Annotated in this window: 26 protein-coding genes and 1 riboswitch; of the genes, 9 read left to right on the top strand and 17 right to left on the bottom strand. The window is 69.9% G+C overall.

Going from position 1 to position 26,735, the window contains the following annotated elements; genetic code table 11:
- Positions 1-3 precede the first annotated feature (3 nt).
- From AB0878_RS14285 to AB0878_RS14260, 6 genes are all read right to left on the bottom strand, one after another.
- Positions 4-846, bottom strand: coding sequence for a hypothetical protein (locus AB0878_RS14285; protein WP_366579816.1), 843 nt, complete (start codon positions 844-846; stop codon positions 4-6).
- On the bottom strand, positions 839-1,153 hold the full coding sequence (locus tag AB0878_RS14280) for a hypothetical protein (RefSeq protein WP_366579815.1): 315 nt from the start codon (positions 1,151-1,153) through the stop codon (positions 839-841). The genes AB0878_RS14285 and AB0878_RS14280 overlap by 8 nt, the downstream gene beginning before the upstream one ends.
- A 24-nt stretch (positions 1,154-1,177) precedes the next feature.
- On the bottom strand, positions 1,178-1,846 hold the full coding sequence (locus AB0878_RS14275) for a hypothetical protein (protein WP_366579813.1): 669 nt from the start codon (positions 1,844-1,846) through the stop codon (positions 1,178-1,180).
- Between the two features lie 2 nt (positions 1,847-1,848).
- The gene (locus tag AB0878_RS14270) at positions 1,849-3,090 is read right to left on the bottom strand and encodes a putative T7SS-secreted protein (protein ID WP_366579811.1); all 1,242 of its coding nucleotides are present in this window, start codon (positions 3,088-3,090) and stop codon (positions 1,849-1,851) included.
- Positions 3,087-3,404, bottom strand: a complete 318-nt coding sequence (locus AB0878_RS14265; protein ID WP_366579809.1) for a hypothetical protein — start codon at positions 3,402-3,404, stop codon at positions 3,087-3,089. Before AB0878_RS14265 ends, AB0878_RS14270 begins: the two co-directional genes overlap by 4 nt.
- A gap of 587 nt (positions 3,405-3,991) precedes the next feature.
- Positions 3,992-4,270, bottom strand: a complete 279-nt coding sequence (locus AB0878_RS14260; protein ID WP_366579807.1) for a 4a-hydroxytetrahydrobiopterin dehydratase — start codon at positions 4,268-4,270, stop codon at positions 3,992-3,994.
- A 33-nt stretch (positions 4,271-4,303) separates the two neighbouring features.
- Positions 4,304-4,419: riboswitch (TPP riboswitch) on the top strand.
- Positions 4,420-4,436: 17 nt separating this feature from the next.
- Between AB0878_RS14260 and AB0878_RS14255 the strand changes: the two genes are divergently transcribed.
- From AB0878_RS14255 to AB0878_RS14245, 3 genes are read left to right on the top strand one after another with little or no spacing between them, the layout of a single operon-like run.
- The gene (locus AB0878_RS14255) at positions 4,437-5,495 is read left to right on the top strand and encodes a thiamine ABC transporter substrate-binding protein (protein WP_366579805.1); all 1,059 of its coding nucleotides are present in this window, start codon (positions 4,437-4,439) and stop codon (positions 5,493-5,495) included.
- The gene (locus AB0878_RS14250; RefSeq protein WP_366579803.1) at positions 5,471-7,111 is read left to right on the top strand and encodes an iron ABC transporter permease; all 1,641 of its coding nucleotides are present in this window, start codon (positions 5,471-5,473) and stop codon (positions 7,109-7,111) included. Before AB0878_RS14255 ends, AB0878_RS14250 begins: the two co-directional genes overlap by 25 nt.
- On the top strand, positions 7,112-8,152 hold the full coding sequence (locus AB0878_RS14245) for an ABC transporter ATP-binding protein (protein WP_366579801.1): 1,041 nt from the start codon (positions 7,112-7,114) through the stop codon (positions 8,150-8,152).
- A gap of 7 nt (positions 8,153-8,159) precedes the next feature.
- On the opposite strand, the gene AB0878_RS14240 is transcribed toward AB0878_RS14245, so the two are convergent.
- The 3 genes from AB0878_RS14240 to AB0878_RS14230 form a co-directional block, all read right to left on the bottom strand.
- The gene (locus tag AB0878_RS14240) at positions 8,160-9,038 is read right to left on the bottom strand and encodes an ABC transporter permease subunit (RefSeq protein WP_366579799.1); all 879 of its coding nucleotides are present in this window, start codon (positions 9,036-9,038) and stop codon (positions 8,160-8,162) included.
- 72 nt (positions 9,039-9,110) lie between these two features.
- The gene (locus tag AB0878_RS14235) at positions 9,111-10,112 is read right to left on the bottom strand and encodes an ABC transporter ATP-binding protein (protein WP_366579797.1); all 1,002 of its coding nucleotides are present in this window, start codon (positions 10,110-10,112) and stop codon (positions 9,111-9,113) included.
- Positions 10,109-11,212 (bottom strand): sigma-E factor regulatory protein RseB domain-containing protein, encoded by a 1,104-nt coding sequence (locus tag AB0878_RS14230; protein ID WP_366579795.1) that lies wholly within the window; start codon positions 11,210-11,212, stop codon positions 10,109-10,111. The genes AB0878_RS14235 and AB0878_RS14230 overlap by 4 nt, the downstream gene beginning before the upstream one ends.
- 145 nt (positions 11,213-11,357) lie before the next feature.
- On the opposite strand from AB0878_RS14230, the gene AB0878_RS14225 reads away from it, so the two are divergent.
- The 3 genes from AB0878_RS14225 to AB0878_RS14215 are packed head-to-tail and all read left to right on the top strand — an operon-like array spanning position 11,358 to position 13,812.
- Positions 11,358-12,068, top strand: a complete 711-nt coding sequence (locus AB0878_RS14225) for a response regulator transcription factor (RefSeq protein WP_366579793.1) — start codon at positions 11,358-11,360, stop codon at positions 12,066-12,068.
- A complete protein-coding gene (locus AB0878_RS14220; protein ID WP_366579791.1) occupies positions 12,065-13,396 on the top strand; it encodes an ATP-binding protein in 1,332 nt (443 codons plus the stop codon). Before AB0878_RS14225 ends, AB0878_RS14220 begins: the two co-directional genes overlap by 4 nt.
- 23 nt (positions 13,397-13,419) lie before the next feature.
- Positions 13,420-13,812, top strand: coding sequence for a (deoxy)nucleoside triphosphate pyrophosphohydrolase (locus AB0878_RS14215; RefSeq protein WP_366579789.1), 393 nt, complete (start codon positions 13,420-13,422; stop codon positions 13,810-13,812).
- Positions 13,813-13,873: 61 nt separating this feature from the next.
- On the opposite strand, the gene trpS is transcribed toward AB0878_RS14215, so the two are convergent.
- Entirely contained in the window at positions 13,874-14,839 is a 966-nt protein-coding gene (trpS, locus tag AB0878_RS14210; protein WP_366579787.1) for a tryptophan--tRNA ligase, read from the bottom strand.
- A 207-nt stretch (positions 14,840-15,046) separates the two neighbouring features.
- On the opposite strand from trpS, the gene AB0878_RS14205 reads away from it, so the two are divergent.
- Entirely contained in the window at positions 15,047-15,346 is a 300-nt protein-coding gene (locus AB0878_RS14205; protein WP_285972606.1) for a YciI family protein, read from the top strand.
- A gap of 124 nt (positions 15,347-15,470) precedes the next feature.
- On the opposite strand, the gene AB0878_RS14200 is transcribed toward AB0878_RS14205, so the two are convergent.
- Positions 15,471-15,638, bottom strand: coding sequence for a hypothetical protein (locus tag AB0878_RS14200; protein ID WP_220247896.1), 168 nt, complete (start codon positions 15,636-15,638; stop codon positions 15,471-15,473).
- A gap of 231 nt (positions 15,639-15,869) precedes the next feature.
- On the opposite strand from AB0878_RS14200, the gene typA reads away from it, so the two are divergent.
- The gene (gene typA / locus AB0878_RS14195; RefSeq protein WP_366579784.1) at positions 15,870-17,798 is read left to right on the top strand and encodes a translational GTPase TypA; all 1,929 of its coding nucleotides are present in this window, start codon (positions 15,870-15,872) and stop codon (positions 17,796-17,798) included.
- Positions 17,799-18,059: 261 nt separating this feature from the next.
- Positions 18,060-19,784: an ABC transporter family substrate-binding protein gene (locus AB0878_RS14190; RefSeq protein WP_366579979.1), complete on the top strand. Its 1,725-nt coding sequence runs from the start codon at positions 18,060-18,062 to the stop codon at positions 19,782-19,784.
- Positions 19,785-19,805: 21 nt separating this feature from the next.
- On the opposite strand, the gene AB0878_RS14185 is transcribed toward AB0878_RS14190, so the two are convergent.
- From AB0878_RS14185 to AB0878_RS14160, 6 genes are all read right to left on the bottom strand, one after another.
- Positions 19,806-20,258, bottom strand: coding sequence for a hypothetical protein (locus AB0878_RS14185; RefSeq protein WP_366579782.1), 453 nt, complete (start codon positions 20,256-20,258; stop codon positions 19,806-19,808).
- Between the two features lie 74 nt (positions 20,259-20,332).
- Positions 20,333-21,364 (bottom strand): oligopeptide/dipeptide ABC transporter ATP-binding protein, encoded by a 1,032-nt coding sequence (locus tag AB0878_RS14180; RefSeq protein WP_366579780.1) that lies wholly within the window; start codon positions 21,362-21,364, stop codon positions 20,333-20,335.
- Positions 21,361-22,455 carry an ABC transporter ATP-binding protein gene (locus AB0878_RS14175; protein ID WP_366579778.1) on the bottom strand — a complete coding sequence of 365 codons (1,095 nt, stop codon included), beginning with the start codon at positions 22,453-22,455 and terminating at the stop codon, positions 21,361-21,363. Before AB0878_RS14175 ends, AB0878_RS14180 begins: the two co-directional genes overlap by 4 nt.
- Complete coding sequence (locus AB0878_RS14170; protein ID WP_366579776.1) at positions 22,452-23,405, bottom strand: ABC transporter permease; 954 nt, start codon at positions 23,403-23,405, stop codon at positions 22,452-22,454. The genes AB0878_RS14175 and AB0878_RS14170 overlap by 4 nt, the downstream gene beginning before the upstream one ends.
- Positions 23,398-24,378 carry an ABC transporter permease gene (locus tag AB0878_RS14165; protein ID WP_366579774.1) on the bottom strand — a complete coding sequence of 327 codons (981 nt, stop codon included), beginning with the start codon at positions 24,376-24,378 and terminating at the stop codon, positions 23,398-23,400. The genes AB0878_RS14170 and AB0878_RS14165 overlap by 8 nt, the downstream gene beginning before the upstream one ends.
- Before the next feature lie 185 nt (positions 24,379-24,563).
- Positions 24,564-26,312, bottom strand: coding sequence for an ABC transporter family substrate-binding protein (locus tag AB0878_RS14160; RefSeq protein ID WP_366579772.1), 1,749 nt, complete (start codon positions 26,310-26,312; stop codon positions 24,564-24,566).
- Positions 26,313-26,735: the final 423 nt, after the last annotated feature.

The raw sequence follows: 26,735 nt of genomic DNA, 5'->3' as shown, positions 1-26,735 counted from the left end.
TGGTCAGATGTTGTCGTCGAGGATTTCGCCCAGCTCTGTGCGTCGGCGCTGTCGGACGGTGGCGGCTTTCGCCACGGCCAGGCCGCAGAGTGCGAGCACGATGAGTGACACGGCGAGGAGCAGCCAGAACGTGCTGCCGTCGGCAGAGGTGAGCGTGCCGACGAGGACGAAGACGCCGATGAAGCCGTAGAACAACGCCAGCCTCACCTGCCTGGCGAACTGCCGCGCGTACAGCTTGTGCTTCTGCCGGGCGGCGTCCAGGGCCGTGGCCGACGGTGGCTCACCGGCGACCGTGAAAGGCCCGTCGGTGAGGTCGTGAACGGTAGTCGTTCCGGGCCGGGCCAGCTCGAGGCTGGGGCGTGCGCTGTCCTGTGCTGTTCGGCGTACTTCCCAGCCCGCGGATTCGGCGGCATGCCGGACGTCGGACAGGGGGAGGTCTGGGTACTGGCTGGCGTCCAAGAGGTAGCGGCCGTGGACGTCCGGCTCGGCGGCGGCCAGTTCGCCCGCCAGGCGAGTACGGGCACTGCCGACTTCCGCAGGCTCGGTCTGCCGAGCGAAGTGCAGTGTCCAGGCCGTCTCGCCGACGTCTTCGGTGCGTAGCGTCCAGCCCTGCCTGGCCAGTACGTCGAGCAGTTCGGGCTTGGGGATCTCCCGGTACTCCAGCCAGTCGAGGTGCAAGGAAGTGCCGGTGCGCAGGTTCCGCAGCCGGCCCAGCTGACTTTCGCGACGGCGTCGCCGGGTCGCCCGTGGAGTGCCGGCCACCTGTGCGGCGAGGACCAGCACGACCAGTGCCAGAGAGGGCAGCAGCAGCCAGAGTGCGATGGAGTCGGCGACCTTGTCAGACATCCAGTGACAGCTTCCGTCGCTGCTGAGGCGGCTTGAACTCGAGGCCGCGTGCTCCGTTGTAGGTCATCCGCTCGCCGACGCACCGGTAGCCACGCGCGGTGGCGAGCTCCTTGATCATATGGTCGCTCAACGGGTGCGCCGACCACACGGCGACCAACGCCGTCTCGGAGCCCGGGCGAAGTTTCGCCAGCTCGCGGTGCACCTGCTCGACGGCCTTGCCCAGCCGCTGGGTACGCCGCCGCAGCCGGTCGACGAGCAGACTCAGCGCGACCAGGGCGACCACGCTCGCGCCGATCACGTTGGTCACCGTGCCCTCCTCGTCATCTTGGGTTCACGCATCCAGTGTCGCGGTGATCGATCTGGTCGGTTGATCGGTGAACGAAACGCTGTTCACGATCCCATTGAGGATCACCATCAGGTACGGCCAGTCCTCGAGACTCTCACTGGACAGACCGAACGTGGCAATCCGGCGGCGCTCGGGGCACGCGAAACTGACCTGTGCCTGTCGGACCCGGTGCTCGGCAGGACCCGGTTCGCCGAGCGGACCGAACGGCACTGTCACGATCAGCTCCTCGGCGACGATCAGCCCGTCACCCGCGGGGAACCGCTCCAGGACCACTTCGCGTGGAGAACCGGGCGCGCGCAGACCTCCCGCCGCGCCGGCGAGCGGACGTTCCGCGTGCAGGTCCGCAGCGTGGACGGTGACCGAAAACTGAGCGGTGACGATCCGGTGGGGGTCGGTCTCGGACCGGGCACAGCACAGTCCGAAGTAGACGCCACCGTGGTCGTTCAGCTCGGCGATCAGGTATTCCTGGCTGTAGGCGAGATGCAGTGCCTGCCGCTCGGTGAGCCCGTGCAACGATGCACGGAGCCGGTCGTACGTTCGCCGAATCCTGATCTCCGGATTCTCCGTCAGGTCGATCTCGTGCAACTGTTCCGGCACCTTGAAGGCCAGCTGTGCCTCGGTGCGTCCGGGATTGAGCAGGTCCGAGATTCCCATGCTCACCTCGCGGTCAGGATGCCGGTGGCCAAACCGCCCCAGCCGGCTGCGTTCTTGGCGTCGGTCGTGGCGTCGTGCGTGTCGAACAGGCCCGCTGCCGACGGTACTTGCAAGGCGACGTTGGTTCCGCCTTCGAACGCCTTCGCGACGTTCTGCGTCAGCGCGGGGTCGGTGAGCGCACCGGTGCCCATCGCCTTGTCCGCCAGCCATTGTGCGGCCCGGCTCGGGTCCTTCATCTCGCTGATCACTCGCGGCATTTCGTCGGCGAACGCGCGTCCGCCCGCCACCGCGGCGTCGCTCGCAGTGCTCAGCGCGCCACCTGCCCTGGTGACGTCGACCAGGCGGTCGACGCCGGCGACGGCGTCACCAGCGGCGTTGAATCCCTTTGACACCGCGCCGATGCCGGGGATCAGCCCGACGACGTCCCCGCCGAGTGAGACCCACGCGTTCGGGTCGTCGTACTTCTCGTTGACCGCCATGTCCGCGCCGTGTGCGGCCAGCGCGACGGCGCCGGCACCAAGCGCGATCGGACCGCAGATCGGGGTCAGGACGGGGATGAACGCCAACGCACCCGCCACGGCGGACACGATGCCGGCGATGTCCCCGATATCGCCGAGGTGGTCCTTGAACCATCCACCGATGTCGTCGAACATGCCGCCGAGCGAATCCCAGAACGACTCCTTGGGAGCCTCCTCCGCGGCGTCTTTGAGCGCGTCCGCGCAGGTGTCCGCGTCGTCTTCCCAGGCATCGCGTACGTCTTCGGCCTGCCTGCGGAGATCGTCCACCCTGGCCCAAGCGGAGTTCGCCGCGCTGATCTTGTCCGCCGCCTCGTTGTGCATCGTGGCGTTGTCAGGCTGTTGCAGAGCAAGGTCGCGGGCGGACTCGGCTGCGGAGTTCTTCGCCTCGGCGTCCCCGAGAGCTTTCCGGCACTCCTCCTCCAGCTGCTTTGCTTTCTGCTGGTGCGCGTCGAGCCGGTCGGACCAATCGGCAAGGGCTTTGCCCGCCAGCGTCAGCGATTTCTGGCCCTTGTCGAGGTATTCGGGTAGCTGGTCGAGCTTGCCGGCGAACGCTTCGGCGGCGTCGCCGGTCCAGACGTCTTTCTTGTCCTGGATGGATTTCAGCACGTTGTAGGCTTCGTCCGTGTAGGTGGCGGTGTCCTTGATCTGCCGGGCCAGTTCACGAACTGTGCTGACATTGCCGCGCGCCGGGTCGAACCGGAGAGCCGGGTAGTCGGCGTCGCTCATCCGGCGGTCGCCTCTTCGACCTTGGCGGCCATGCGCTGGAGTGAGCTCTTGAGGCTTTCTTCAAGTTCGGCATAACCCTGGACCGCGTTGTCGAGGCCTCCCTTGATGCCGGTGACGGCTTCCTTGATCTTCTTCAGCCCGCCGGACCAGTCCGAGGTGAAGTCGGCACACGCTTCGTCGAGGTCGTCCGGCCCGATCGAATCGGGGCCGATGTCCTCCATGCGTTTGGTGGCCTGCTCGATGTTCTCGCCGACGTGGTCGAGATTCTTGCCGAGCGCCTGCAAACCGCCGATGTCGACGGTGAAGTCGGGCATGTCGAGGTCCCCCCTCGGGCTTCGCAATGTCCAGTCCTGCCTCGTCGGCGGGCGTCAGGAGCCGACGAAAGAACCACCTTAGCCAAAACTGGGCGTTTCGGGTGCTGATTCGCCGGGTCTGGTGAAGGTGCGGACCGAATTCACGAAATCGGGGGGCGGAGTACCTCTTCGAGGCGGCCCGATGTTCGTCGGGCGCCGCGTGCTTCGGAGAGTGAAAAGAAGCGCTCAGCCCAGCAGGCCGAGCACCACCAAAGCCGCCAGCGTGAACGACGTCGCGAACAGCGTGATCCAGGCGCGCTGGGTGGCGGAGAGGGCAGTGGGCGAGTTGTTCATCGCGGGTCCTAGCGGGGCGGGGTGGGCGGATTCCGCTGGGATAGCGCGCTGATCAAGGGTGGTGTTACGGCCTGTGGTCGAGATCACGATGGGCGCGGAAAGTGCGCCACAGGACCGCGGCGGCGGAGGCCACCATCAGGGTGAACGCGGTGGTGCCGACGATGATCGCCTGGGTCATGAAAGTCCCCTCCGTGGAAGTCCGTACGAAGAGGGGACGTGTCAGCCCGCGGGAGGTGTCGCCGGGGTCGGGCAGATCACAGGGAGTCGATCTGGGCCGCGAGGGCGAAGTCCTTCGAGGTGAGGCCGCCGGCGGAGTGGGTGGAGAGGGTTAGCGTCACGGTGCGCCAGCGGATGTCGATGTCCGGGTGGTGGTCGGCGGCTTCGGCGAGGTAGCCGACGCGGACCACGAAGGTCACGGCGTCCGGGAAGGACGGGAGGTCGACCGTACGGGTGATGGAGTCGCCGGAACGGCGCCAGTCGGGGACGGTGGCCAGGGCCGATGAGATCTCGGAGTCGCTCAGTAGTTGCGCCATGTGTCCAATGGTGAACCCGTTTGGGCTACGCTGCACGGTTGCCACGGGAGTCCGGTGCAGCCGGGCTGAGAGGCGGGTGCCCGAGACCCGCGACCGTTCGCACCTGATTCCGGATCATGCCGGCGCAGGGAGGGCTGCTCTCCCCGCATCGGCGCAAGGAGGGCAGATGATTCCGCGGACCGCACGCACGGTGCTGGGCCTGGCCACGGTCACGGCGCTGGCGAGCGCGTGCTCGCTGTCCGGCGGCAGCTCGGGCGGCGACGCCCAGCAGACCCCGACGGTCACGCTCGTCACGCACGACTCGTTCGTCGCGCCGCAGGACGTGCTGGACGCGTTCCAGCGGCAGTCCGGGATCAAGCTCAAGATCCTCAAATCGGGCGACGCGGGGGAGCTCACCAACAAACTGGTGCTCACCAAGGCCAACCCGATCGGCGACGTGGCGTTCGGCGTCGACAACACGTTCGCCTCGCGCGCGCTGGGCGAGGGCGTGTTCCAGGCGTACACGAGCCCCGAGGCCGACCGCGGGCCGCAGCGGTACTCCGCGGATCCGCAGCACCGCCTGAGCGCCGTGGACGTCGGCGACGTCTGCGTCAACATCGACCCCGCCTACTTCGCGAGCAAGCACCTGCCCGAACCCAAGACCTACGACGACCTCGCCGACCCGAAGTACAAGGACCTCACCGTCGCCGAGAGCCCCGCTACGGCGTCGCCCGGGCTGGCGTTCCTGCTGGGCACCGTGGCGAAGTACGGCGAGCAGGGCTGGCACGACTACTGGGCCAAGCTCAAGGCCAACGGCGTCAAGGTCGACAGCGGCTGGGAAGAGGCCTACACCAAGGACTTCTCCGGCTCCTCGGGCAAGGGCCCGCGCCCGATCGTGGTCTCGTATGCGTCCTCGCCGGCCGCCGAGATCGGCGACGACGGCAAGCCGCGCACCAAGGCGCTGCTCGACACGTGCTTCCGCCAGATCGAGTACGCCGGCGTCCTCGCCGGCACCAAGCAGGTGCCGCAGGCCCAGAAGGTGGTCGACTTCCTGCTGTCGCAGCAGTTCCAGACGACGGTCGCGGCCAACATGTACGTCTACCCGGCCCGCGAGGGCGTCGACCTGCCCGCCGGCTGGGCCGCGGCCGCGCCGCTGCCCCAGGACCCCGCGACTCTGCCCGCCGACCAGATCCAGGCCGGCCGTGAGAAGTGGATCGGTGAATGGCGCTCGCTCATGGGCGCGTAACGCCGGCGCAGACCGCGCGCACGGCGGGCCTGGCGCTGCTCGGCCTGCTGCCCGTCGCGTTCCTGGTCGTGTTCTTCGCGTGGCCGGTCGTCGCGATCCTCGGCCGCGGCTTCTCGGCCGGCGGCGTGGACACGGTCCTGGCCGACGCGCAGACGTGGCAGCTCGCCGCGTTCACGCTGGTCAGCGCCGCCGCGTCGACAGTCGTCGCCGTGGTCGCGGGGCTGCCGGTGGCCTACGTGCTCGCGCGCGTGAAGCTGCCGGGTGTCGGGCTGGCGCGCACGCTGGTGCTGGTGCCGTTCGTGCTGCCCACGGTGGTCGTCGGGCTCGCGTTCCGCGCGCTGTGGCCCGACGGCGGTGTGCTGCCGCTGGTGCTGGCCAACGCGTTTTTCAACGTCGCCGTGGTCGCCCGGACCGTCGCCGGGCTGTGGAGCCACCTCGACCCGCGTGCGACCGAAGCCGCCCGCGCGCTGGGCGCCTCGCCGTGGCGGGCCTTCCGCACGGTGACGCTGCCCGCGCTCGGCCCGGCCGTCGCGTCGGCCGCGGCGGTCGTCTTTCTCTTCTGCGCCACCAGTTTCGGCGTGGTGCTCATCCTCGGCGGCGGCCGCTACCGCACGCTCGAGACCGAGATCTACCTGCGCACGGTCGACCTGCTCGACCTCTCCGGAGCGGCCGCGCTGTCGCTCATCCAGTTCGCCGCCGTCCTCGCCGCCCTCGCGCTGGGCGCGATCGCCCGGCGCCGCCGTGAGAACGCCGTGAAACTCAAGCAGGCCACGCCCCGGCGGCCGAGAAAAGGCGAATGGTGGACGGTCGGCGCGGCCACGGTCGTGATCGCCCTGCTGATGACGCCGATCGTCGCGCTGCTGCTGGAGTCGGTGTCCACACCGGACGGCTGGAGCCTCGCCGGCTTCCGCGCACTCGCGAGCACCGGCACGGACGACGCGCTGCAGGTCTCCGGCTGGGTCGCCGCCCAGAACTCGCTCGCCGCCGCCACCGACGCGACGCTGCTCGCCATGGCCGTCGGCGTCCTGGCCAGCGTCGTGCTCGTCGCCCTGCGGCGCGCACCCGGCCGCCTCGCCCGCGGCATGGGCGAGACGATGGACGCCGCCCTGATGCTGCCGCTGGGCGTCTCCGCCGTGACGGTCGGCTTCGGCTACCTCGTGACGCTCGACGCGCTGCCCGGCGACCTGCGCACGTCGCCGCTGCTCGTGCCGCTCGCGCAGGCGCTGGTGATCATCCCGCTGGTCGTGCGGATGATCCTGCCGGTGCTGCGCGCCGTCGACGTGCGGCTGCGCCAGGCCGCGGCGACGCTCGGCGCGAGCCCGGCCCGCGTGTGGCGCGAGATCGACCTGCCGCTCACCGCGCGCTCGCTCGTCGCGGCCGCCGGGTTCGGTTTCGTGGTGGCGCTCGGCGAGTTCGGCGCCACGAGCTTCCTCGCCCGCCCCGACGCGCCGACGCTGCCCGTCGCCGTCGCGACGCTCATCTCGCGCCCGGGCGAGCTCAACAACCAGATGGCGTACGCCGCGTGCGCGCTGCTCATGGTCGTGACGGTCGCGGCCGTCGCGCTGATCGACCGCTTCGGCTCCGTTCGCGGGCACGGCACGGTGGGGGAGTTCTGAATGGCGCTCACGGTGCGGGACCTCACGGTCCACTACGGCTCGTTCGCGGCGGTCCGCGACGCGCGCCTCGACATCGCCGACGGCGAGGTGCTCGCCCTGCTCGGCCCGTCCGGCTCGGGCAAGTCGACGCTGCTGCGTGCCATCACCGGCCTCGAGCCCATGACGTCGGGCTCGGTGAGCTGGGACGGCACCGACCTCGCCACCGTGCCCGTGCACCGGCGCGGATTCGGGCTGGTCTTCCAGGACGGCCAGCTCTTCCCGCACCGCGACGTCGCCGCGAACATCGCGTTCGGCCTGCGCATGCACGGGATCCCCAAGACGAAACACCGGGCCCGCGTCGAAGAGCTGCTGGAACTGGTGGGGCTCAAGGGGTTCGGACGCCGGCGCGTCACCGAGCTGTCGGGCGGCCAGGCGCAGCGCGTGGCCCTGGCTCGCGCCCTCGCGCCCGAACCGCGGCTGCTGCTGCTCGACGAACCGCTGTCCGGCCTCGACGCGGGGCTGCGCGAGCAGCTCGCCATCGATCTCGCGGACCTGTTGCGGCGCAGCAAGATCACCGCCCTGCTGGTCACCCACGATCAGGAAGAGGCGTTCACGCTCGCCGACCGCGTGGCCGTCCTCGACGCCGGCGAGATCCGGCAGGAAGGCGCCGTGCGGTCGGTGTGGCGCAACCCGGCGGACGACGACGTCGCGAAGTTCCTCGGCGCCACGTCGTTCGTCGACGGGGTGGCCGCGGGCGGCGTGGTGCACACCGGTCTCGGTGACGTCGCGCTCCCGGAGCTCGAAGACGGTCCGGTGCGTCTGGGGCTCAGGCCGCATGCCTTGCGCGTGGCCGAAACCGGCGTGACCGGCGAGGTGACGGCCGCGGTGCACCGGCGGGAGCACCTCCGGCTGGTCGTGCGACTGTCCGAAAAGGACTATTTCGAAAACGGCCCTTCCGATAAGGACACCGTCGACGCCGTCGCCCCCGTGACGGCGGACCTGCGTGCCGGCGATCCCGTCCGGCTCGAACTCGACCCGGACGGGATCGCCGTCGTCGGCTGAACCCCCGTCAGCCGTCGCGCGTGGCGAGCCGCCCGTAAGCCAGGGACAGGCCGACCACGATGTAACAAGCCGCCCGCAGCGCGCCCTCGCTGAGCATCGAGCCGCCGATCGGGTCCTGCAGGATCTCCGTCGGGGCCTCGGCCCAGTTGCGCGTGAGCAGGAACGGGTGCAGCCAGTCGAGCGAGGTCAGGAACCCCAGGATCGTGAACACGATGTCGCCGGCCAACACGGAGGCGACCACGAGCATCGGGTGTTCCGTCCAGCTCGACACAGCCAGCGCGACCGCGCCGACGGCCCACAGCTGCAGCACGATCCAGCCCGCCACCAGCAGGATCCGGCCCAGCGCCGCGCCGAGCGACAGCGTGGTGCCCGACAGCGTGAACAGCGATCCGGTGCCGTTGATGATCAGCCCGGTCACCACGCCCGTGACGCACATGGCCAGCACCGCGACCACGCACACCACCGCCACGCCGATGGCCTTCACCACCAGCAGCCGGCCACGGCTGACGGGAGCGACGAGCCACGCGCGCAACGTGCCGTGGGCGGCCTCGCCCGCGAGCGCGTCGGCGCCGGCCATGGCCGAGGCCAGCGGAAGCAGCAGGGCCAGCGTCATCGTCAGCGCGGCGATGGGCAGCACCAGCGCGTTGTTCACGGCCGACGCGAGCAGCGCCGCGTCGCCGTCGGCCGGGCCGCCGTCGGGACCGCTGTCGCCGACCAGCGTGAGGCCGATGCCGATCACGATCGGCACCAGGGCCAGCAGCGCGAGCACGGCCAGCGTGCGCGGGCGGCGGAAGATCCAGCGCAGCTCGGCCGCGACCAGCCGCGGCAGCGGCACCGTGTCGTGGCCCGTGCGGCTCACGGGTGCCGTGAGCGTCGCGGTAGTCATGCCGCCTCCGCGGGAGTGAGTACGTCGGCGGTGTTCATGCCGCCTCCGCGGGAATGAGTACGTCGGCGGTGGTCATGCTTCCCCCTCGGATTCCGAGCCGTTCGCACCTTCGGTGAGCCGGGCGAACAGGTCCTCCAGCCCGGTTCGCGCGCGAGTCGCCTCGTGCACCTCGACACCGGCGCCCACGAGCACCTGCAGGACCCGCGGCGCGGGCGTGGCGGTGAGGTCCGCGCGGACGCCGTCGGGCGTGAGCCGGGCCCCGATCCGGTTCTCCCGCAACACTTCCACCGCGTGTTCCGCGTCGGGTGTCCGCACGAGCAGCGCCGCGTTGCCCGACTCCAGCAGCTCCGCCAGCTCGCCCTGCGCCACGACCGTGCCCGACTGCAGCACGGCGACGTGGGTGCACGTCGCTTCGACCTCGGCGAGCAGGTGCGAAGACACGAGCACGGTGCAGCCGTCGGCGTGCAGCTCGGCGATGATCCGGCGGATCTCGCGCGTGCCGGCGGGGTCGAGGCCGTTGGTCGGCTCGTCGAGGATCACCATCCGCCGCGGCACGAGCAGCGCCGCGGCCAGGCCCAGCCGTTGCTTCATGCCGAGCGAGTAGCCCTTGTACCGGCGGCGCGCGGCGACGGTGAGGCCCACGCGTTCCAGCGCTCCGTCCACGGCCGCGGGGATCGCTCCCGACGCCAGCCGCGGCTCGGCGGCCGCGAAGCGCAGCAGGTTGTCGCGCCCGGAGAGGAACGGGTGGAAGCCCGGGCCTTCCACGAGCGCGCCGACGTCGGGCAGCGCGTGCGGCGCGCCGTCGGGCATCGGCCGGCCGAGCAGCTCGACCTCACCCTCGGTGGGCCGCACGAGGCCCAGCAGCATGCGGATCGTGGTCGTCTTGCCCGAGCCGTTGGGCCCGAGCATCCCGAGCACGGCGCCTTCGGGCACGTCGAGGTCGACGTGGTCCACGGCGACCGTGCCGCGGTAGACCTTGCGCAGCCCGCGCGTGCGCGCCGCGAGCGGGACCGCCGGGGCGGACACCTCCTGGGAGATGCCCGCCCCGGTCACGACCACTTCGGTCTCGGTCACTTCTGGCCCAGCGCTTCGTACAGCACCTGCTCCGGCACCGCACCGGCGGCGAACCGCCCGTCGTCGGTCAGCACCGCGCCGCCGACCTTGGTGGTGAACAGGTAGCCGCTGCCCCAGGTGCCGTTCACGCGCTTGGCGAAGCGGCTGAGCAGCTGCTGCGGGTCGACGTTGCGGCCCTCGGCCCCGGAGGCACCGGCCGGCTTCTTGCCGGACAGCGCGTCGGCCGGCACCTTGCCCGTGATGACGGTGTCCCAGCCGTCACCGACGAGCTTGGTGTCCTGCTTGGCCTCGTGGGCCATCGCCTTGGTCTGGTCGTCGACCTTCGCGGTCTTCTCCGTCACCTTGGCGCCCTGCGGGGGCGTGAAGGCGAACAGGTCGGCCGACTGCGGCGCGAACTTCACGTCGGTGAACGCCACCTGCAACGCCGGCGCGGTGGTTCCGTTGCTCAGCACGGAAAGCCGCAGCGGCATGCGCGTCTGCGAGTCCACGGCCACGCGGATTTCGCGCAGCAGCGTGCGTTCGGTCGGCTTCGGGGTGAAGACCAGCTCGTAGGCCGGGCGGTCGGCGACGTTCGCCGTGCCGTCCACGGAGACGGTGCTGTTCTCGCGCACCTTGGCCAGCAGTTCCTTGGTCGCCGTGGCCGGGTCGGCCATCTCGCCGGCACCCATGTCGTGCTTCGTCGCCACGTCGGCCGGGATGGTCGTCTTCGTGGCCGAGTTGTTGCTGGAGTGGTAATCCCACACCGTCGTGCCGTCGCGGACGATCGTCTCCTGCGAGGCGCCGTTGGTCAGCGAGATCTTGGCCTTGCCGGCGCCGTCGCTGAACACGTGCGCGGAGTCGATGTTCAGCGCGCTCATCCCCGGGACCGCGCCGGCGGCCGCGCCCATGGCGGGCAGGCCGAGGTCGTTGCTCACACTCACGGTGCCGTCGAACGGACCGGGGTTGGCCGTCATGACCGACTGCACCAGGTCCTCGGCGCTGATCTGCGGCAGCTTCGGCGCGTCGCCGGCCGAAGCCGGCATCGCGACCACCACGAGCCCCCCGACCCCCAGAGCGGTGCCGACGACGGCCGCGGTGATGGCCTTCTTCTTCGGATCCATGTCGTCTCTCCCTGTGTTTCCGAGCCCCAGTGTGCTCGGCTCCCGGAACCGACGCTTCCCTCTCGAGGCTGAGATACCCCTGAATGCTCGGCCTCCGCGGCTGAGATCGCGCTGAGAGCTCGCGCACGACCTGCGCAAACCGGCCATGATGAACCTCGTGAAACCTCGGGTGCTGGTGGTCGACGACGAGCCGGGCGTGCTCAAGGCGCTGCAACGCGGCCTGCGCGCGGAGGACATGGACGTGGTCACGGCGGCCGACGGGCCGTCCGGGCTGCGGCTGGCGCGCACCGGCGCGTTCGACGTGATCCTGCTCGACATCATGCTGCCCGGCCTGTCCGGTTACCGCGTGCTGCAGCAGCTGCGCGCGGAGAACGTGACGACGCCGGTCCTGCTCGTCTCCGCCAAGGACGGCGAGGTCGACCAGGCCGACGGGCTCGACCTCGGCGCCGACGGTTACCTCGTGAAGCCGTTTTCCTTCGTCGTACTGGTCGCGCAGGTGCGCGCGGTGCTGCGGCGCGCCGGGCCCGACGCTTCGCGCGGCACGCTGCGCCTGGGCTCGCTGGAGGTGGACCGCGCGTTGCGGCAGGTGCGCTGGGACGGTGCCGAGGTGCCGTTGTCGCCGCGCGAGTTCGGGCTGCTGGAGGTGCTCGTGAGCCGCGCCGGCACGGTCGTCACGAAGGACGAGCTCCTGCGCGCGGTCTGGGGCGAGGAGCAGGCCGTGACGCGCAACCTCGTGGAGGTCTACGTCGGTTACGTGCGGCGCAAGCTCGACGCGGTGGGCGCCGGCGCGCTGCTGCGGACCGTCCGCGGCCACGGCTACCTCGCGTCCGACGCACAGCTGGACGAGGTCATGTGATCGGCTCGCCGTCCTGGTGGCGGGGCCGGTCGCTTCAGGTGCGGATCACGGTGCTGGCCACCACGATCACGCTCGCCTGCCTGCTCGGCCTCGCCACGCTCGCTGCCGGCCGGCTCGACTCGCTGCTCGTCGACTCCGTCGACCACGAGCTGACGACGGCGCTCGGACCCGCGTCGGCCTCGGTCTCGGCGGGCCGGCCGCCGGCGGACGCGGACCCGGTCTCGGTACGGGTGCTGGACATCTCGGGAGCGCCGGTCGACGGCCGGCCGCGCCCGCCGTTGAGCGGCGACGCGATCGGGCAGCTCAAGGCGGGCGTGCCGGTGCAGACGGACGGAGACCGCTGGCGGGGCCAGGTCGTGAGCACGCCGGACGGCAGCCAGCGGCTCGTCGTCGCGGGCGCGGGCCTCGTCGGATTCGCCGCGGCCGTGCACGCCGGCGGGTTGTGGCTGGTCATCGTCGCTTTGGTCGGCGCGGTGGTGGCGGGGCTCGCGACGTGGCTGGTGGTGCGCTTCGCGCTGCGGCCGGTCGCCCGGATGCGGGGCCTGGTGCGCTCGTTGCCGCCCAGCTCGCGGCTGCCGCTGCCCACGTCGCACGACGAGCTGCGGGCGCTGGCCGAGGAGTTCAACGCGCTGCTCGCCCGGCAGGAAGAGGTGAGCAGCCGGCTTCGGCGCTTCACCGGCGACGCGGCGCACGAGTTGCGTTCGCCCGTCGCGTCGATCCGGGTGCAGGCCGAGGTGGCCGTGACGAACCCGGATCCGGAGCTGGCGCAGGAGACGCTCACGGACATCCTCGCCGAGGCCGAACGGCTGTCGGCGCTGCTCGACGGTCTGCTGTCGCTCGCCCGGTCCGACGCCGGCGAGGTGCCGCCCGCCGAGCCGGTGGAGCTGGTCACGGAGGTGCGCGCGGCCGTGCACCGGCTGCCGGCGGGCGCGCCCGAGGCGCGGGTGAGCGCCGCCGTGGCGCAGGCGTGGGCGCTCGCGACGCACTCGGAGGTGGAGCTGGTGCTCGACAACCTCCTGCGCAACGCCTGCCGCTACGCCACCGGTCAGATCGTGGTGTCGGTGCTCGCCTCGCGCTCGGACGTCCGCGTGGTGGTGGACGACGACGGCCCCGGCATCGCGCCCGAGCACCGCGCCAAGGTGTTCGACCGCTTCTACCGCGTGGCCGACGACCGCGCCCGCTCGTCCGGCGGAACCGGCCTGGGCCTGGCGATGGTCGCCGAAGCCGTGCGCCGGCGGGGCGGGCGGGTGCGCGTGGGGGAGTCGCCGGACGGGGGTGCGCGCTTCGAGGTCAGGTGGCGCGCGGATCGGGCCGCGGCAACCGGGTGAACGCCGTGCGGGACACTGGGCCGATGGACGGGGTCATCGTCGGAGCGGCGCTGGTGCGCGACGGGAAGTTGCTCACCCAGCAGCGGGCGTGGCCGCCGCACCACGCGGGACAGTGGGAGCTGCCGGGCGGGCGCGTCGAAGAGGGCGAGACCGACTCGTACGCGCTGGCCCGCGAGTGCCAGGAAGAGCTCGACGTCGCCGTCACGGTGGGCGGGCGCGTCGGGGAAGAGGTGCCGTTGCCGGGCGGGAAGGTGCTGCGCGTGTACTCCGCCGCGCTGATCTCCCCGGGCGACGAACCTCGGGCCGTGGAGCACACGGCCTTGCGCTGGGTCGGGCCGGACGAGCTCGACGACGTCGACTGGCTGCCGGCGGATCGCGGCCTGATCCCGGCGTTGCGCGCATTGCTGATCAGCTGACGTTCACCTGCGGCAGGGGGCGGGTTTCCCTTGTGCGTCAAGGAAAACCCGCCCGTGCTCTTCAGCCGGCGCCGATCAGGCGCAGCGCCGAGGACAGCCGGTGGTCACCGCGTTCGGCGGCGCGGACGGCACCCGCCTTGCGGACGCGTTCGAGCTCCGCGGTGTCGGCGAGCAGGGCCATCGTGCGTTCGCGCACCGGGCGCAGCTCCTCGATCACGGCGTCGGCGACGGCGTCCTTGAGCACGCCGTACGACGGGTACTCGTCCGCCAGCCGGTTCGGATCGCGGCCGGTGCAGGCGGCGAGGATGTCCAGCAGGTTCGCGATGCCCGGCCGGCTCTCCGGGGCGTACGCGGGCACGGACCCGCCGTCGGTGCGCGCGCGTCGGATCTTGCGGCGCACGTGGTCGGGCTCGTCGAGCACGAAGACCACGCCCGCGGCGTCGTGCGCCGACTTGGACATCTTGCGCGTCGGCTCGGCCAGGTCCTTCACCCGCGCGCCGGTGGGCGGCAGCACGGCCCGCGGCACGGTGAACACCTCGCCGTAGGTCGAGTTGAACCGCCTGGCCAGCGTCCGGGCGAGTTCCACGTGCTGGCTCTGGTCCTCGCCGACCGGCACGTCGGACGCGCCCTGCAGCAGGATGTCCGCGGCCATCAGCACGGGGTAGGTGAGCAGGCTCAGCCGCACCCCGGCCTGGCCCTTCGCCTTCTCCTTGAACTGGATCATGCGCGCGGCCTCGCCGTAGGAGCAGGTGCACTCGAGGATCCAGGTCAGCGCGCCCAGCTCCTTCGCGATGTCCGACTGCACGAACACGCGCTCGGGGTCGACGCCCGTCGCCACCATCACGGCCAGCTGCTCCGTGGCGAGGGCGCGCAGCTTCGCGGGGTTGTGCGCGGTGGTCATCGCGTGCAGGTCGGAGACGAAAAACAGGTCGTCGGGCTCGCTGTCGGACGCGAAGCGGCGCAACGCGCCTAGGTGGTTGCCGAGGTGCACGTGGCCGGACGGGGTGATGCCGGATAACTGGACCACTGGGGTTCCTCTCCTGGGTGTGTGCCCCGGGAGGAGACCCGCCTGACAAGCGAGAAGGCCGCCCACCGGGGCGGCCTTCGCTGGAGTTCAGCGCAGAGCAACGGGGCCGCCGGAGGGCGGCCACCACTGGGTGCTGTGCGCGAACATGGTGAACACCTTAGAACACTTGCGGGTGCTTACGCGCGGAACCGGGTTTACCGTCGAGACATGTTCGTCGTCTTGCTCACCTACACCGCGCCCATCGAGGAGATCGACCTGGCGCTGCCGGACCACGCCGAGTGGCTCGGCAAGCAGTACGACCACGGTCACTTCCTGGCCTCGGGCCGCCAGAACCCGCGCACGGGCGGCGTGATCATCACGCGCCCGATGGCGCGCGGGAAGCTCGACGCCATCCTGGCCACCGACCCGTTCGCGACTCAGCACCTGGCCCAGTACCAGGTGATCGAGTTCTCACCGACGAAGACGGCACCCGAATTGCGCCTGGTCAACGAGGCCGTGGCGCACTGATCAGGGCGTCCGGCGGCGCGAGACTTCGGTCACGCTGAACCGGGCGCGCGGGGCGAACCCGGGCCGGGAACGGCCGGTGAAACCTCTCGGAACTGTTGCCGTCGGGAGCGGTACGGGAAAGCGCTCAAGCCGCCTTCGCGAGGTCCGTTTTCGCCTTCTTCAGAGCGAGCACCGGGCATTTCTTGCACCGAGAGGACGACCGGCAGCACTTCTTCTTCACCTTGCCGGCCTTCATCAGCTTGCGGACGACCCCGGCGGGGGTGTCCGGCTGCTTCTTGTCCTTTTTGCCCACGGTGGGCTCCCACGTCCTCGGCGGCAGTTCCTGATGGTTCAGGTTAGGTGAGCCTAACCGATCATGGGGCGTGGCGGTCCTCACACTTCGGCAACAGGTATCCTTATGAAGTCCGCGTGTGGCCAAAGCCGGTCACGATGCCGGTTGAGGTGGCGAAGCCGTTCTGGTGGAGGCCACCGCTCCGCCCGCGACGCGGCCACCCACCCGCCTTTGAAGTTCAGGAGTCTTCGCGTGCCCGCAGCCAGCGCCACCGCAGTCGAAACCGGCCGCGCGTCCGGCAAGACCCGGCCCGACCTGCGCAACGTCGCCATCGTCGCACACGTCGACCATGGCAAGACGACCCTGGTCGACGCCATGCTCCGGCAGTCCGGCGCCTTCGCCGAACGCGCCGAGCTCGTCGACCGCGTCATGGACTCCGGTGAGCTCGAGCGCGAAAAGGGCATCACCATCCTCGCGAAGAACACCTCCATCCACCGCCAGACGCCCGACGGCCAGGTCACGATCAACGTGATCGACACCCCGGGCCACGCCGACTTCGGCGGCGAGGTCGAGCGCGGCCTGGCGATGGTCGACGGCGTGGTGCTGCTCGTCGACGCGAGCGAGGGCCCGCTGCCGCAGACCCGCTTCGTGCTCCGCAAGACCCTCGAGGCCGGCCTGCCGGTGATCCTGGTCGTGAACAAGACCGACCGCCCGGACGCCCGCATCTCCGAGGTCGTCGAGGAGACCCACGACCTGCTGCTCGAGCTGGCCAGTGACATCGAGGACGCCGACCACGACGCGATCCTCGACCTGCCCGTGGTCTACGCCTCCGCGCGCGCCGGCAAGGCAAGCCTGGAGCAGCCCGCCGACGGCGAGATCCCCGACAGCGAGAACCTCGACCCGCTGTTCGACACGCTGCTGCGCCACGTCCCGCCGCCCGCCGCGGACCTCGACGCGCCGCTGCAGGCGCTGGTCACGAACCTCGACGCGTCGAACTTCCTCGGCCGCATCGCGCTGATCCGCATCCACGCCGGCAAGCTGCGCAAGGGCCAGACCGTGGCCTGGATGCGCGAGGACGGCACGGTGCAGAACGTGCGCATCTCCGAGCTGCTCGTCACCGAGGCGCTCACCCGCGTGCCCGCGACGGAGGCGAGCGCCGGTGAGCTGGTCGCCATCGCCGGTATCCCGGACATCACGATCGGCGACACGCTGGCCGACGCCGACAACCCGGTGGCCCTGCCCCGGATCACCGTCGACGAGCCCGCGATCTCGATGACCATCGGCGTGAACACCTCGCCGCTGGCGGGGCGCAACGGCGGCGACAAGGTCACCGCGCGCCTGGTGAAGGCGCGGCTGGACCAGGAGCTGATCGGCAACGTCTCGATCCGCGTGCTGCCCACCGAACGCCCCGACACCTGGGAGGTCCAGGGCCGTGGCGAGCTGGCGCTGGCCATCCTCGTCGAGCAGATGCGCCGCGAAGGCTTCGAGCTGACCGTCGGCAAGCCGCAGGTGGTGCTGCGCACGATCGACGGCAAGCTGCACGAGCCGTTCGAGCGCCTGTACATCGACTCGCCGGAGGAGCACCTCGGCGCGATCACGCAGCTGCTCGCGGCGCGCAAGGGCCGCATGGAGGACATGAGCGGCAACGGCACCGGCCGGATCAAGCTGGAGTACGTGCTCCCGTCGCGCGGCCTGATCAGCTTCCGCACCGACTTCCTCACCGAGACCCGCGGCACCGGCATCGCGAACCACGTGTTCGAGGGCTACTTCCCGTGGGCGGGCGAGATCCGCACCCGCCACAGCGGCTCGTTGGTCGCCGACCGCACCGGTCCGGTCACCGCGTACGCGATGATCCAGCTGGCCGACCGCGGCACCTTCTTCGTCGAGCCGGGCGCCGAGGTGTACGAGGGCATGGTCGTGGGCGAGAACCCGCGCTTCGAGGACCTCGACATCAACATCACCAAGGAGAAGAAGCTGACCAACATGCGTCAGTCCTCCGCCGACGTGATGGAGACGCTGGCCCGCCCGCGCAAGATGGGCCTGGAAGAGGCGCTGGAGTTCTGCTCCGTCGACGAGTGCGTGGAGGTCGCGCCGGAGGTCGTCCGCGTCCGCAAGGTCACGCTGGACATCAACACCCGGGCCAAGGAGCGCTCGCGCGCCAAGAGCCGCGAGAACGGCTGACGGTTCTTCTCGAAGGGCGCCTCTCCCCTCATCGGGGTGGGGCGCCCTTCGGCGTCTCACGGGCGGGTCGCGCGCCGGTCACGATGCCGCGCCGCTGATCACGAACGGGAACCAGGCGGGGTTCCCGCACGTCCACCGGTTGGCGGTATCCACTCCGGTGTCGGCCGGTCCGGCCGGATGTGGGAATCTCGGTGCCGAGCAGGCTCCGGCGTGGCAGCATGTCGGCTCGGACCACGGGAAATCGGGAGGGTACGCGTGCGGATGGGACGCAAGGCGGCGCCGGTGCTGGCGCTCGCGGGGGCGCTCCTCGCCGCGTGCTCGAACACGCCACCGCCGCCGGTGGTCACCTCGGCGCCGACGTCGAGCACCCCGGCGCAGCCCACGGCGTCACAGATCGTGGTGGGCGTCGACGACGTCGTGGGCGGCTACAACCCCCACACGCTCGCGGACTCGTCCACGGTCACCTCGGCGCTGTCGCAGCTGCTGCTGCCCTCGGTGTTCCGCCAGTCCGACGACGGCAAGCGCACGCTCGACAAGACACTGATGACCTCGGCCGAGGTCGTGTCGCAGATGCCGTTCACGGTGAAGTACGAGATCCGCCCCGAGGCTTCCTGGTCCGACGGCGCGCCGATCGCCACCGAGGACTTCACCTACCTCGCCGACGCCATGAAGTCGCAGCCCGGTGTGATCGAGCCCGCCGGCTACCGGCTCATCAGCGACATCGAGTCGCGAGACGGTGGCAAGGGCGTCGAAGTCACCTTCAGCAAGCCGTACCCGGCCTGGCAGACGCTGTTCGACAACCTGCTCCCGCAGCACCTGCTCAAGGACTCCCCGGGCGGCTGGCAGGCCGCCCTGGCCACGAGCTTCCCGGCCGTCGCGGGACCGTTCGCGATCAAGACCATCGACACCGCCCGCGGCGAGGTGACGCTGCAGCGCAACGACCGCTACTGGGACAAGCCCGCGGCCGTCGACACGCTGATCCTGCGCCGCTCCGACCCGTCCGGCATCGCGACCGCGCTGCGCAGCGGCAACGACCAGTTCTCCCTCACCCGCACCGACGCCAACGGCCTGCAGCTGCTCAACGACCTCGGCTCCGCTGTGAAGCTCACGACGCTGCCGCGGCCCATGGAGGCCACCGTCCTGCTGCGGCCGGTGAGCGCGGTGCTGTCGGACAAGCAGGTGCGCCAGGGCGTCGCCGCCCTGCTCGACCGCGGCAAGCTCATCACCGCGGGCGCCATGGGCGGCCCCGCCGCCGCCCTGAAGGCCGACGCCCAGGTCATCCCGCCCACCGGCGCCGGCTACGCGCCCACCATCCCGGCCGGCCCGCCCGCCGCGCCGGACCTGGCGAAGGCCGAGGGCTACTTCAAGGCCGCCGGCTACACCAAGGAAGCCGGCGTGTGGCGCAAGGGCACCAAGACGTTGTCGCTGGTCATCGCGTCGCCGGGCGAAGAGGAGCCCTACGCGTCGATCGCCAAGGAGCTCTCCGACGAGCTCATCGCCGGCGGCGTGCAGGTCAACACCATCAAGCCCGAGCCGCGCGACCTGTTCTCGACGCTGCTCGCCATGCCCGTGCTCAACGGCCAGCAGCAGGCCGGTCCCGACGCCAACGGCAACGTCGGCGTCGACATCGCCGTCGTCCCGCAGCCCGTCGGCGGCGACCCGGCCACGGTGCTCGCGTCCACCTTCGGCTGCGCCCCCGACCAGGCCACGGCGGACCCGACGAAGCCCGTCGTGCCCGCCAACTCGGCCGGCCTGTGCGACGAAAGCCGCCAAGCCTCGATCGACTCGGCCCTCACCGGCTCGACGACCTTGGCCGACGCGCTGAAGACGCTGGAGCCCGACCTGTGGTCGGCCAACGTGGTGATCCCGCTGTTCCAGGAAGCCGAGACCCTGGCCGTCGGCAAGGGCATCTCGGGCCTGACGCCGGGGCCGCCGATGCTGGGCCCGTTCGGCTCCGCGGTGAACTGGACCCGCGGCACGAGCTGAGCACCACCGTCCAGGCCTTGGTCAGCGCAGCCGATCCGCGATCTGCCGGAGGCCTTGGCGGATCAGCTGCCCGTACTCGTCGTCGCCGAGCGCGCCGATCGTCGCCTCCGCTTCGCGCAGGTGCTCGCGGGCGCGGCCGAGGTCGCCCAGCTTGCGGTGGCACTCGGCCAAGTTCAGGTGCAGCGACGGAGACAACGCGGCCGCCGACAGCGTCAAGCCGGCCTCCGCCATGCGGGCATCGGTCAGCTGCCCCGCGGCCGCCAGCGCACGCTTGTCCCAGCGCAGCTCTTGCCGAACGTCGTCCTGCACGTCGGCCATCGAGTGTGCGAGCGTGCACCGGTGCAGCGCATCGCCTCGCTCACCACCGATTTCGGCCCAGATCTCGGCGAACGCCCGGCGTGCGCCGTCCCGGTCGCCGCGGTGGCCGAGCTGCACCGCCTCGCCGATCCGGGTGAGCGTGGGGTCCGTGAGCACGGGTTTCTCCTTGCCTCACAACGAAAACGCCCCGGCGCACGCAGGGGCACCGGGGCGTTTGTCGTCAAGACGGCTCAGATCAGCTGCAGGCTCTCCGCGAAGTGGCAAGCCGTCGGGTGGCCCTGGCCGTGATCGATCAGCAGGGGTTCTTCCGTGCTGCACTTCTTGCGGCCCGCGTCGTCGATTTCGTTGGCGAACTTCGGGCAGCGGGTGCGGAAGCGGCAGCCCGAGGGCGGGTTCGCCGGGCTGGGCACGTCGCCGGTGATGACGATGCGCTGGCGGGTGCGTTCCTTGCGCGGGTCCGGGACCGGGATGGCCGAGATCAGCGCCTGGGTGTACGGGTGCGTCGGGCTGTTGAAGAGGTCCTCGGCCGCCGCGGTTTCCACGATCTTGCCGAGGTACATCACCGCGATGCGGTCGGACACGTGGCGCACGACCGACAGGTCGTGGGACACGAACAGGTACGACAGCCCGAGCTCGGCCTGCAGGTCCTTCAGCAGGTTGAGCACACCGGCCTGGATCGACACGTCGAGCGCCGACACCGGCTCGTCGAGCACCAGCACCTTCGGCTTGAGCGCGAGCGCGCGGGCGATGCCGATGCGCTGGCGCTGGCCGCCGGAGAACTCGTGCGGGAAGCGGTTGCCGTGCTCCGGGCGCAGGCCCACGGTCTTCATCAGGTCACGGACCTGCTGGCGGCCGCCGTTGTCGTAGAGGCCGTGGATACGCAGCGGTTCGGCGATGATCTCGTTCACCGGCAGCCGCGGGTCCACCGAGGCGTACGGGTCCTGGAACACGATCTGCATCTCTCGCCGCAGCCGCTGCAGCTCGCGCTTGCCCATCGTGCCGAGGTCGCGGCCCTCGAAGCTGACCTTGCCCGACGTCAGCGGCTGCAGCGCCAGCGCGACGCGTGCGGTGGTCGACTTGCCGCAGCCCGATTCGCCGACCAGCGCCAGCGTTTCGTGCGGGTAGATGTCGAACGACACGTCCGACACGGCCTGCACCGCGCCCGTCGTGCGCCGGATGAGGCCACCGCCGCGGATGGGGAAGTGCTTGACCAGGTTCTGCGCGGAGAGGACGGGCGTCCGGGTCGCCGTGGTCTCGCTCATCGGTTCGTCTCCGTGTCGATCGCGGCGTCGACGGTCACCGGGACGGCTGCCGTGTCGGCCGACGTGGCGCTGAACAGTTCGGCCGGGTCGCGGCCGATGACCTGCTCGGTGAAGTGGCAGGCCGCGAACTGCGAGCCGGGACCCGCCACCAGCGGCGGTTCTTCCTTGTCGCAGATGTCCTGCGACAGCGGGCAGCGCGGGCTGAACGGGCAGCCCGGCGGCATGTTCTGCGTGGCGGGCGGCGAGCCGGTGATCGGCGTGAGCCGTTCGGTCTTCACGTCGAGGCGGGGCAGGCTGCCCAGCAGGCCCAGCGTGTACGGCATCCGCGGCGTGTAGAAGATCTCGTCGACGCTGCCGGACTCCACCACCTTGCCCGCGTACATCACGTGCACGCGGTCGGCCTGCCCGGCGATCACGCCGAGGTCGTGGGTGATGAGCACCATCGCCGCGCCCGTCTCCTTCTGCGCTGCCTGCAGCGCTTCGAGGATCTGGGCCTGCACGGTCACGTCGAGCGCCGTCGTCGGCTCGTCGGCGATGATCACGTCCGGGTTGTTGGCCATCGCGATCGCGATCACGACGCGCTGGCGCATACCGCCCGAGAGCTGGTGCGGGTACTCGTCCGCGCGCTGCTTCGGGTTCGGGATGCGGACGAGCTCGAGCAGGTCGATCGCCTGCTTCTTCGCCACGTCCTTGCGCACGTTGTGGTGCGCGGTGATCGCCTCGGCGATCTGGTCGCCCACGGTGTACACGGGGTTCAGCGAGGTCATCGGGTCCTGGAAGACCATCGAGATGCCCTTGCCGCGGACCTTGTTGAGCTCCTTCTCACTGGCCTTCAGCAGCTCGACGCCGCCGAAGCGGATCGAGCCGGAAACCCGCGCGGTGCGGGGCAGCAGGCCCATGATGGCCAGCGACGTCACGGACTTGCCGGAGCCGGACTCGCCGACGATGCCCAGCACCTCCCCGCGCTGCAGCTGGTAGTTCACACCGCGCACGGCCTTGACGAGGCCTTCGCCGCTCGGGAACTCGACGGTCAGGTCCTCCACCACGAGGACGGGATCACCGCCGAGTGCGTTGGAGTCGTACTCGGTCATGCGCGCACCTTCGTCTGCTGGGGGTCGAACGCGTCCCGCAGGCCGTCCCCGATGAAGTTGATCGTCAGCGCGATCAGGATGATGAAAACGCCCGGGAAGTAGAACAGCCACGGGCGGGTGTCGACCGCCGTCTGCGCGGTGCTGACGAGCAGGCCGAGTGACGTGTCGGGCGGCGTGACACCGAACCCGATGAACGACAGCGCCGTCTCGAGCAGGATGCCGATCGACACCAGGATCGTCAGGTTCACGATGATCGCGCCGAGCGCGTTGGGCACCAGGTGCCGGAAGATGATCCGGGCGTCGGTCGCGCCGAGCGCCTTGGACGCCTCGACGAACTCCTTCTCGCGCAAGGAGAGCACGACACCCCGGGCGACGCGGGCGACGTAGGCCCAGTACAGGGCGGCGATGACCACCGCGATCAGCCACCACGTGCCACCCACCTGGTGCGCCAGCACCGCGGCGACGGCAAGCAGCGGCAGGGTCAGGATCAGGTCGGCGATGCGCATCAGGACCGTGTCGATCCAGCCGCGGTAGTAGCCGGCGACCGAGCCCCAGATCGTGCCCACGAACGTCGCGAAGATCGCGATGAGCACGGAGATCTGCAGCGAGACCTGGGTCCCGCGCATCACCTGCGCGAGGGTGTCGTGGCCGACGGCGTCGGTGCCGAACGGGTGCGCGCCCGACGGCGGCGCGGAGTTGTCTTCGGTGATGTCGACCGGCGTGAACTTCCACACGAGCGGGCCGACGTACGCGAACAGGATGATCAGGATGAACACGATCAGGCTGATCATGGCCAGTCGGTGCTGCAGGAAGCGCTTGAAGACCAGCTGCGCCTGGCTGCGTTCCTTGACCGTGAACTCGCGCTCGGGAACGGTGTCCGGCTTGGTCGCGACGTCGAGGCGAGAGTCCGCGCCGGTCGGCAGTTCTTCGGTCGTCGATTCGTCAGGCATAGCGGATCCTCGGGTCGAGCAGGCCGTAGAGCAGGTCGGCGATGAGGTTGAGCAGGATGATGAACGTCGCCGCGATGAGCAGCCACGCCTCCACGGCGTAGACGTCGCTCTGCCGGATCGCGTTCAGCAGGAACGTGCCCGCGCCTTGCCATTGGAACACGGTCTCGGTCACCACGGCACCGCCGAGGATCGCGCCGATGTCCAGCGCGGTCACGGTGGTGAGCGGGATGAGCGCGTTGCGCAGTGCGTGCCGGCGGGTCACCGTCCAGCGGGGCAGGCCCTTCGCACGGGCGAGCCGCACGTAATCGGAGTTGAGGACCTCGAGCATCGACGCGCGCTGGAAGCGGCTCCAGGCCGCGTAGCTCGTCAGCGCGAGCGAGATGGTCGGCAGGATGAGGTGGCCGGCGACGTCGCTGAACTGTGCTCCGAACCCGGCGGGGGTGATCACCGACGAGGAGCCGATCGTGTAGAAGATCTGGTCGCCCACGGAGGTGTTGATCGAGATGCCGATCTGCTTCAGCACGATGGCGAACCAGAACGACGGCATCGACAGGAACAGGAAGCCGAAGAAGGTCGCGGTGTAGTCGAACTTCGAGTACTGGCGGGCCGCGCTGATCACGCCGATGAGCACGGCGAGGATCAGGGCCACGATCATGGCCAGCACGATCAGCCGCAGCGTCACGCCGAAGCGGACGAAGACCTCGTGGCCGATGTCGAGGTTCGACTGGACCGACGGACCGAAGTCACCGCTGAGGACGCCGGTGATCCAGTGCCAGTACCGCTCGAGGATCGGCTGGTCGAGGTGCAGGCGGATCCGCTCGAGCTCGATCGTCTGCGGGGGCGGCGGCGGGTTTCTCTGGATCAGGTAGCTCAGCGGGTTGGCTGAGAGCGACACCATCACGAAGACGAGGAACGTCGACACGATCAGGATCGGCACCGAGACGAGGAGCCGGCGCAGTGCGAAGGCAAGCATGGAGGTCTTCCTGCTCTGGCGGTTCTGCCGCGAACCCGCCGCTTGTGGTGGCTGGGCCGGGCGACGAGAGAGGCAAATCTGGAGTTCGGGATGAAGCGGACCAAAACGTTCGAACACGCGGTGAGGGGCCGGCAAACTGCCGGCCCCTCACCGGTGGTGTCCTGCGTGAATCTACCGGGTGGTGATCACTTGCGGAGGCCCCACTCCGCCATGTTGTAGACCGGGGCGTCGAGCGTGGAGTTGTTCCGGATGTTCCCGATCTTGTCGGAAGACGCGATGAAGGTCGGCTTCTGGTACAGCGGAAGCACGTACGCGTCATCGGACATGATCTGGTCGGCCTGGTTCAGCAGGTCCGTGGCCTTGGCCTGGTCGGTCTCGGCGTTGGCCTCGTTGATCAGGCTGTCGACCTGCGGGTTGCTGTACTTGCCGTAGTTGCTGCCCTGACCGGTCTCCCAGTTCTGGACGGCGCCCGCGAACGGGAACGGCGAGGACACCCAGGCGAACACGATGATGTCGTAGTCGCCCTTGGTGGTGGTGTCACCGAGGTCGTCGGTCGGCGACACGTTCACGGTGATGCCCAGCTGCTTGGCGGCCGCCGCGAAGAGCTCGCACTCGTCCTGGCGGATCTGGTTGCCGACGGTGTAGCGGATCCGGTACGGGCCCACGTTCTTGCCCGACGGGTCCTGCAGCTGCGTGCCGTTGAGCTTGTAACCGGCGTCCGTGAGAAGCTTCTTCGCCTTGTCGATGTCACCGGTGCCCTGGCCCGTCGACGAGATGACGTCCTTGAAGCCCTGCTGCTGCGGCATGAAGTTGTGGTTGTTCAGCGGCTCGACCTTGTTGGTGAACTGGCCGACCGTCTTCGCGATCATGTCCTTGCGGTTGATCGCGGTGAACAGCGCCTGACGCAGCGCCTTGTTGTCGAGACCCGGCGACTTCAGGTTGAAGTCGAAGTGCTCCCAGGTCAGGCCGAGGCCGATGTAGGAGGAGATGTTCGGCATGTTCTTGACCTGGTTCACGAGGTCGACCTGCGGCTGCGGGTAGATGACCTGGACCTCGTTGTTCTGCAGCGCCGTCGGCTCCTGCGTGGCGTCGGTGATGACGCGGAAGATCACGCTCGACAGGTGCGGCTTGGCGCCCCAGTACTTGTCGTTCGGGACCTCGGTGACCGACTGGTTGTTCACGAACTTCGAGATCTTGAACGGACCGGCGGTCCAGGTCGGCACGGTGTCGCCGAACCACTTGTACGACGAGGCCAGGCCGGCCGGGGTCTTGGTGTCACCGTGCTGGGCGGCCAGGTGCGCGGGGTACATCGCGCCCGAGGAGCTCCACAGCTGGCGCCAGTCGGTGAAGGGCTTGGAGAACGTCACCGTGACCGTCTTGCCGTTGTCCGAGCCGACGACCGAGGAAACCTGGTCGTAGCCGGAGGTGCTGGCCGGGGCGCAGTCGGGGCAGTCCTTGCCGTTCTGGACCTTCCAGTTGTAGATGAAGTCGTCGGCCGAAACCGGCGTGCCGTCGTCCCAGGAGGCCTTCGGGTTGATCTTGTAGACGACCACCTGCGGGTTGGTGCTGGTGACGTCCGCCGACTCGACGAAGTCCTTGTTCAGGACCGGCTTGAGGTCCGGCGTCGCGTAGAAGGTGTAGGGCAGGATGCCCTTGGTGACCATGCCCGTCTCGAAGACGTTGCCCTCGGCCGAAGTCACGTTCCAGTTGGGGATGTTCTTCTCGATGGCGTACGTGACGTCGCCGCCCTGCTGCAGCTGGTCGGCCGCGACGGAGTTGCAGGTGTTCGGGTCCTGGTCGCATTGGGCGAAGGCCTGCCCGGTTTGCACCGTGCTGTTGCCGCCACCGCCGCCCCCACAGGCGGAGAGCAGAAGGGCCGCGCCCGCGACGAACGCACCGAGCTTCACAGCGCGCGACCTAGTCGTCACTAACATTCATTCTCCTTGCTCGACGCCGTCGCGGGTTTGCGAGGCGACTTCTTCCTGACCGCGAGCTTCGATGTAATCGAGTTAGCTCACCGTAGTCGTGCAACCTAGGCAGTGGACAGCCGTCAAAACTATCGATCCGGACACTCTCAGTGAGATCGTGATGGAACAGCAATCTCGTCTTGCCTATCTCCACCACGGGTTCTGCGGTTGATCGACTACTCACGGTAGCTAATCTTCGATCACTGCAGGCCTCGTTCGGGGACGGCCACGGCTCGGTGGGTCATTCGGCTCGGGGGACAATAACCGACGCCATCCTCTTTGTGGACCCCGCGAATGGACTAGTCACACAGCCGTGACAAACCGGAAGTGACAAGGAATTAACCTGATCTCGTGAACGGTGGCGACCGTTTACCGGAGTGCGGGCCGCAG

The organism is Amycolatopsis sp. NPDC047767 (assembly GCF_040704195.1).
Classification (GTDB): Bacteria; Actinomycetota; Actinomycetes; order Mycobacteriales; family Pseudonocardiaceae; genus Amycolatopsis.
Note: the sequence above shows the minus strand (reverse complement) of the source record. Positions and strands in the feature narration are given on the sequence as shown.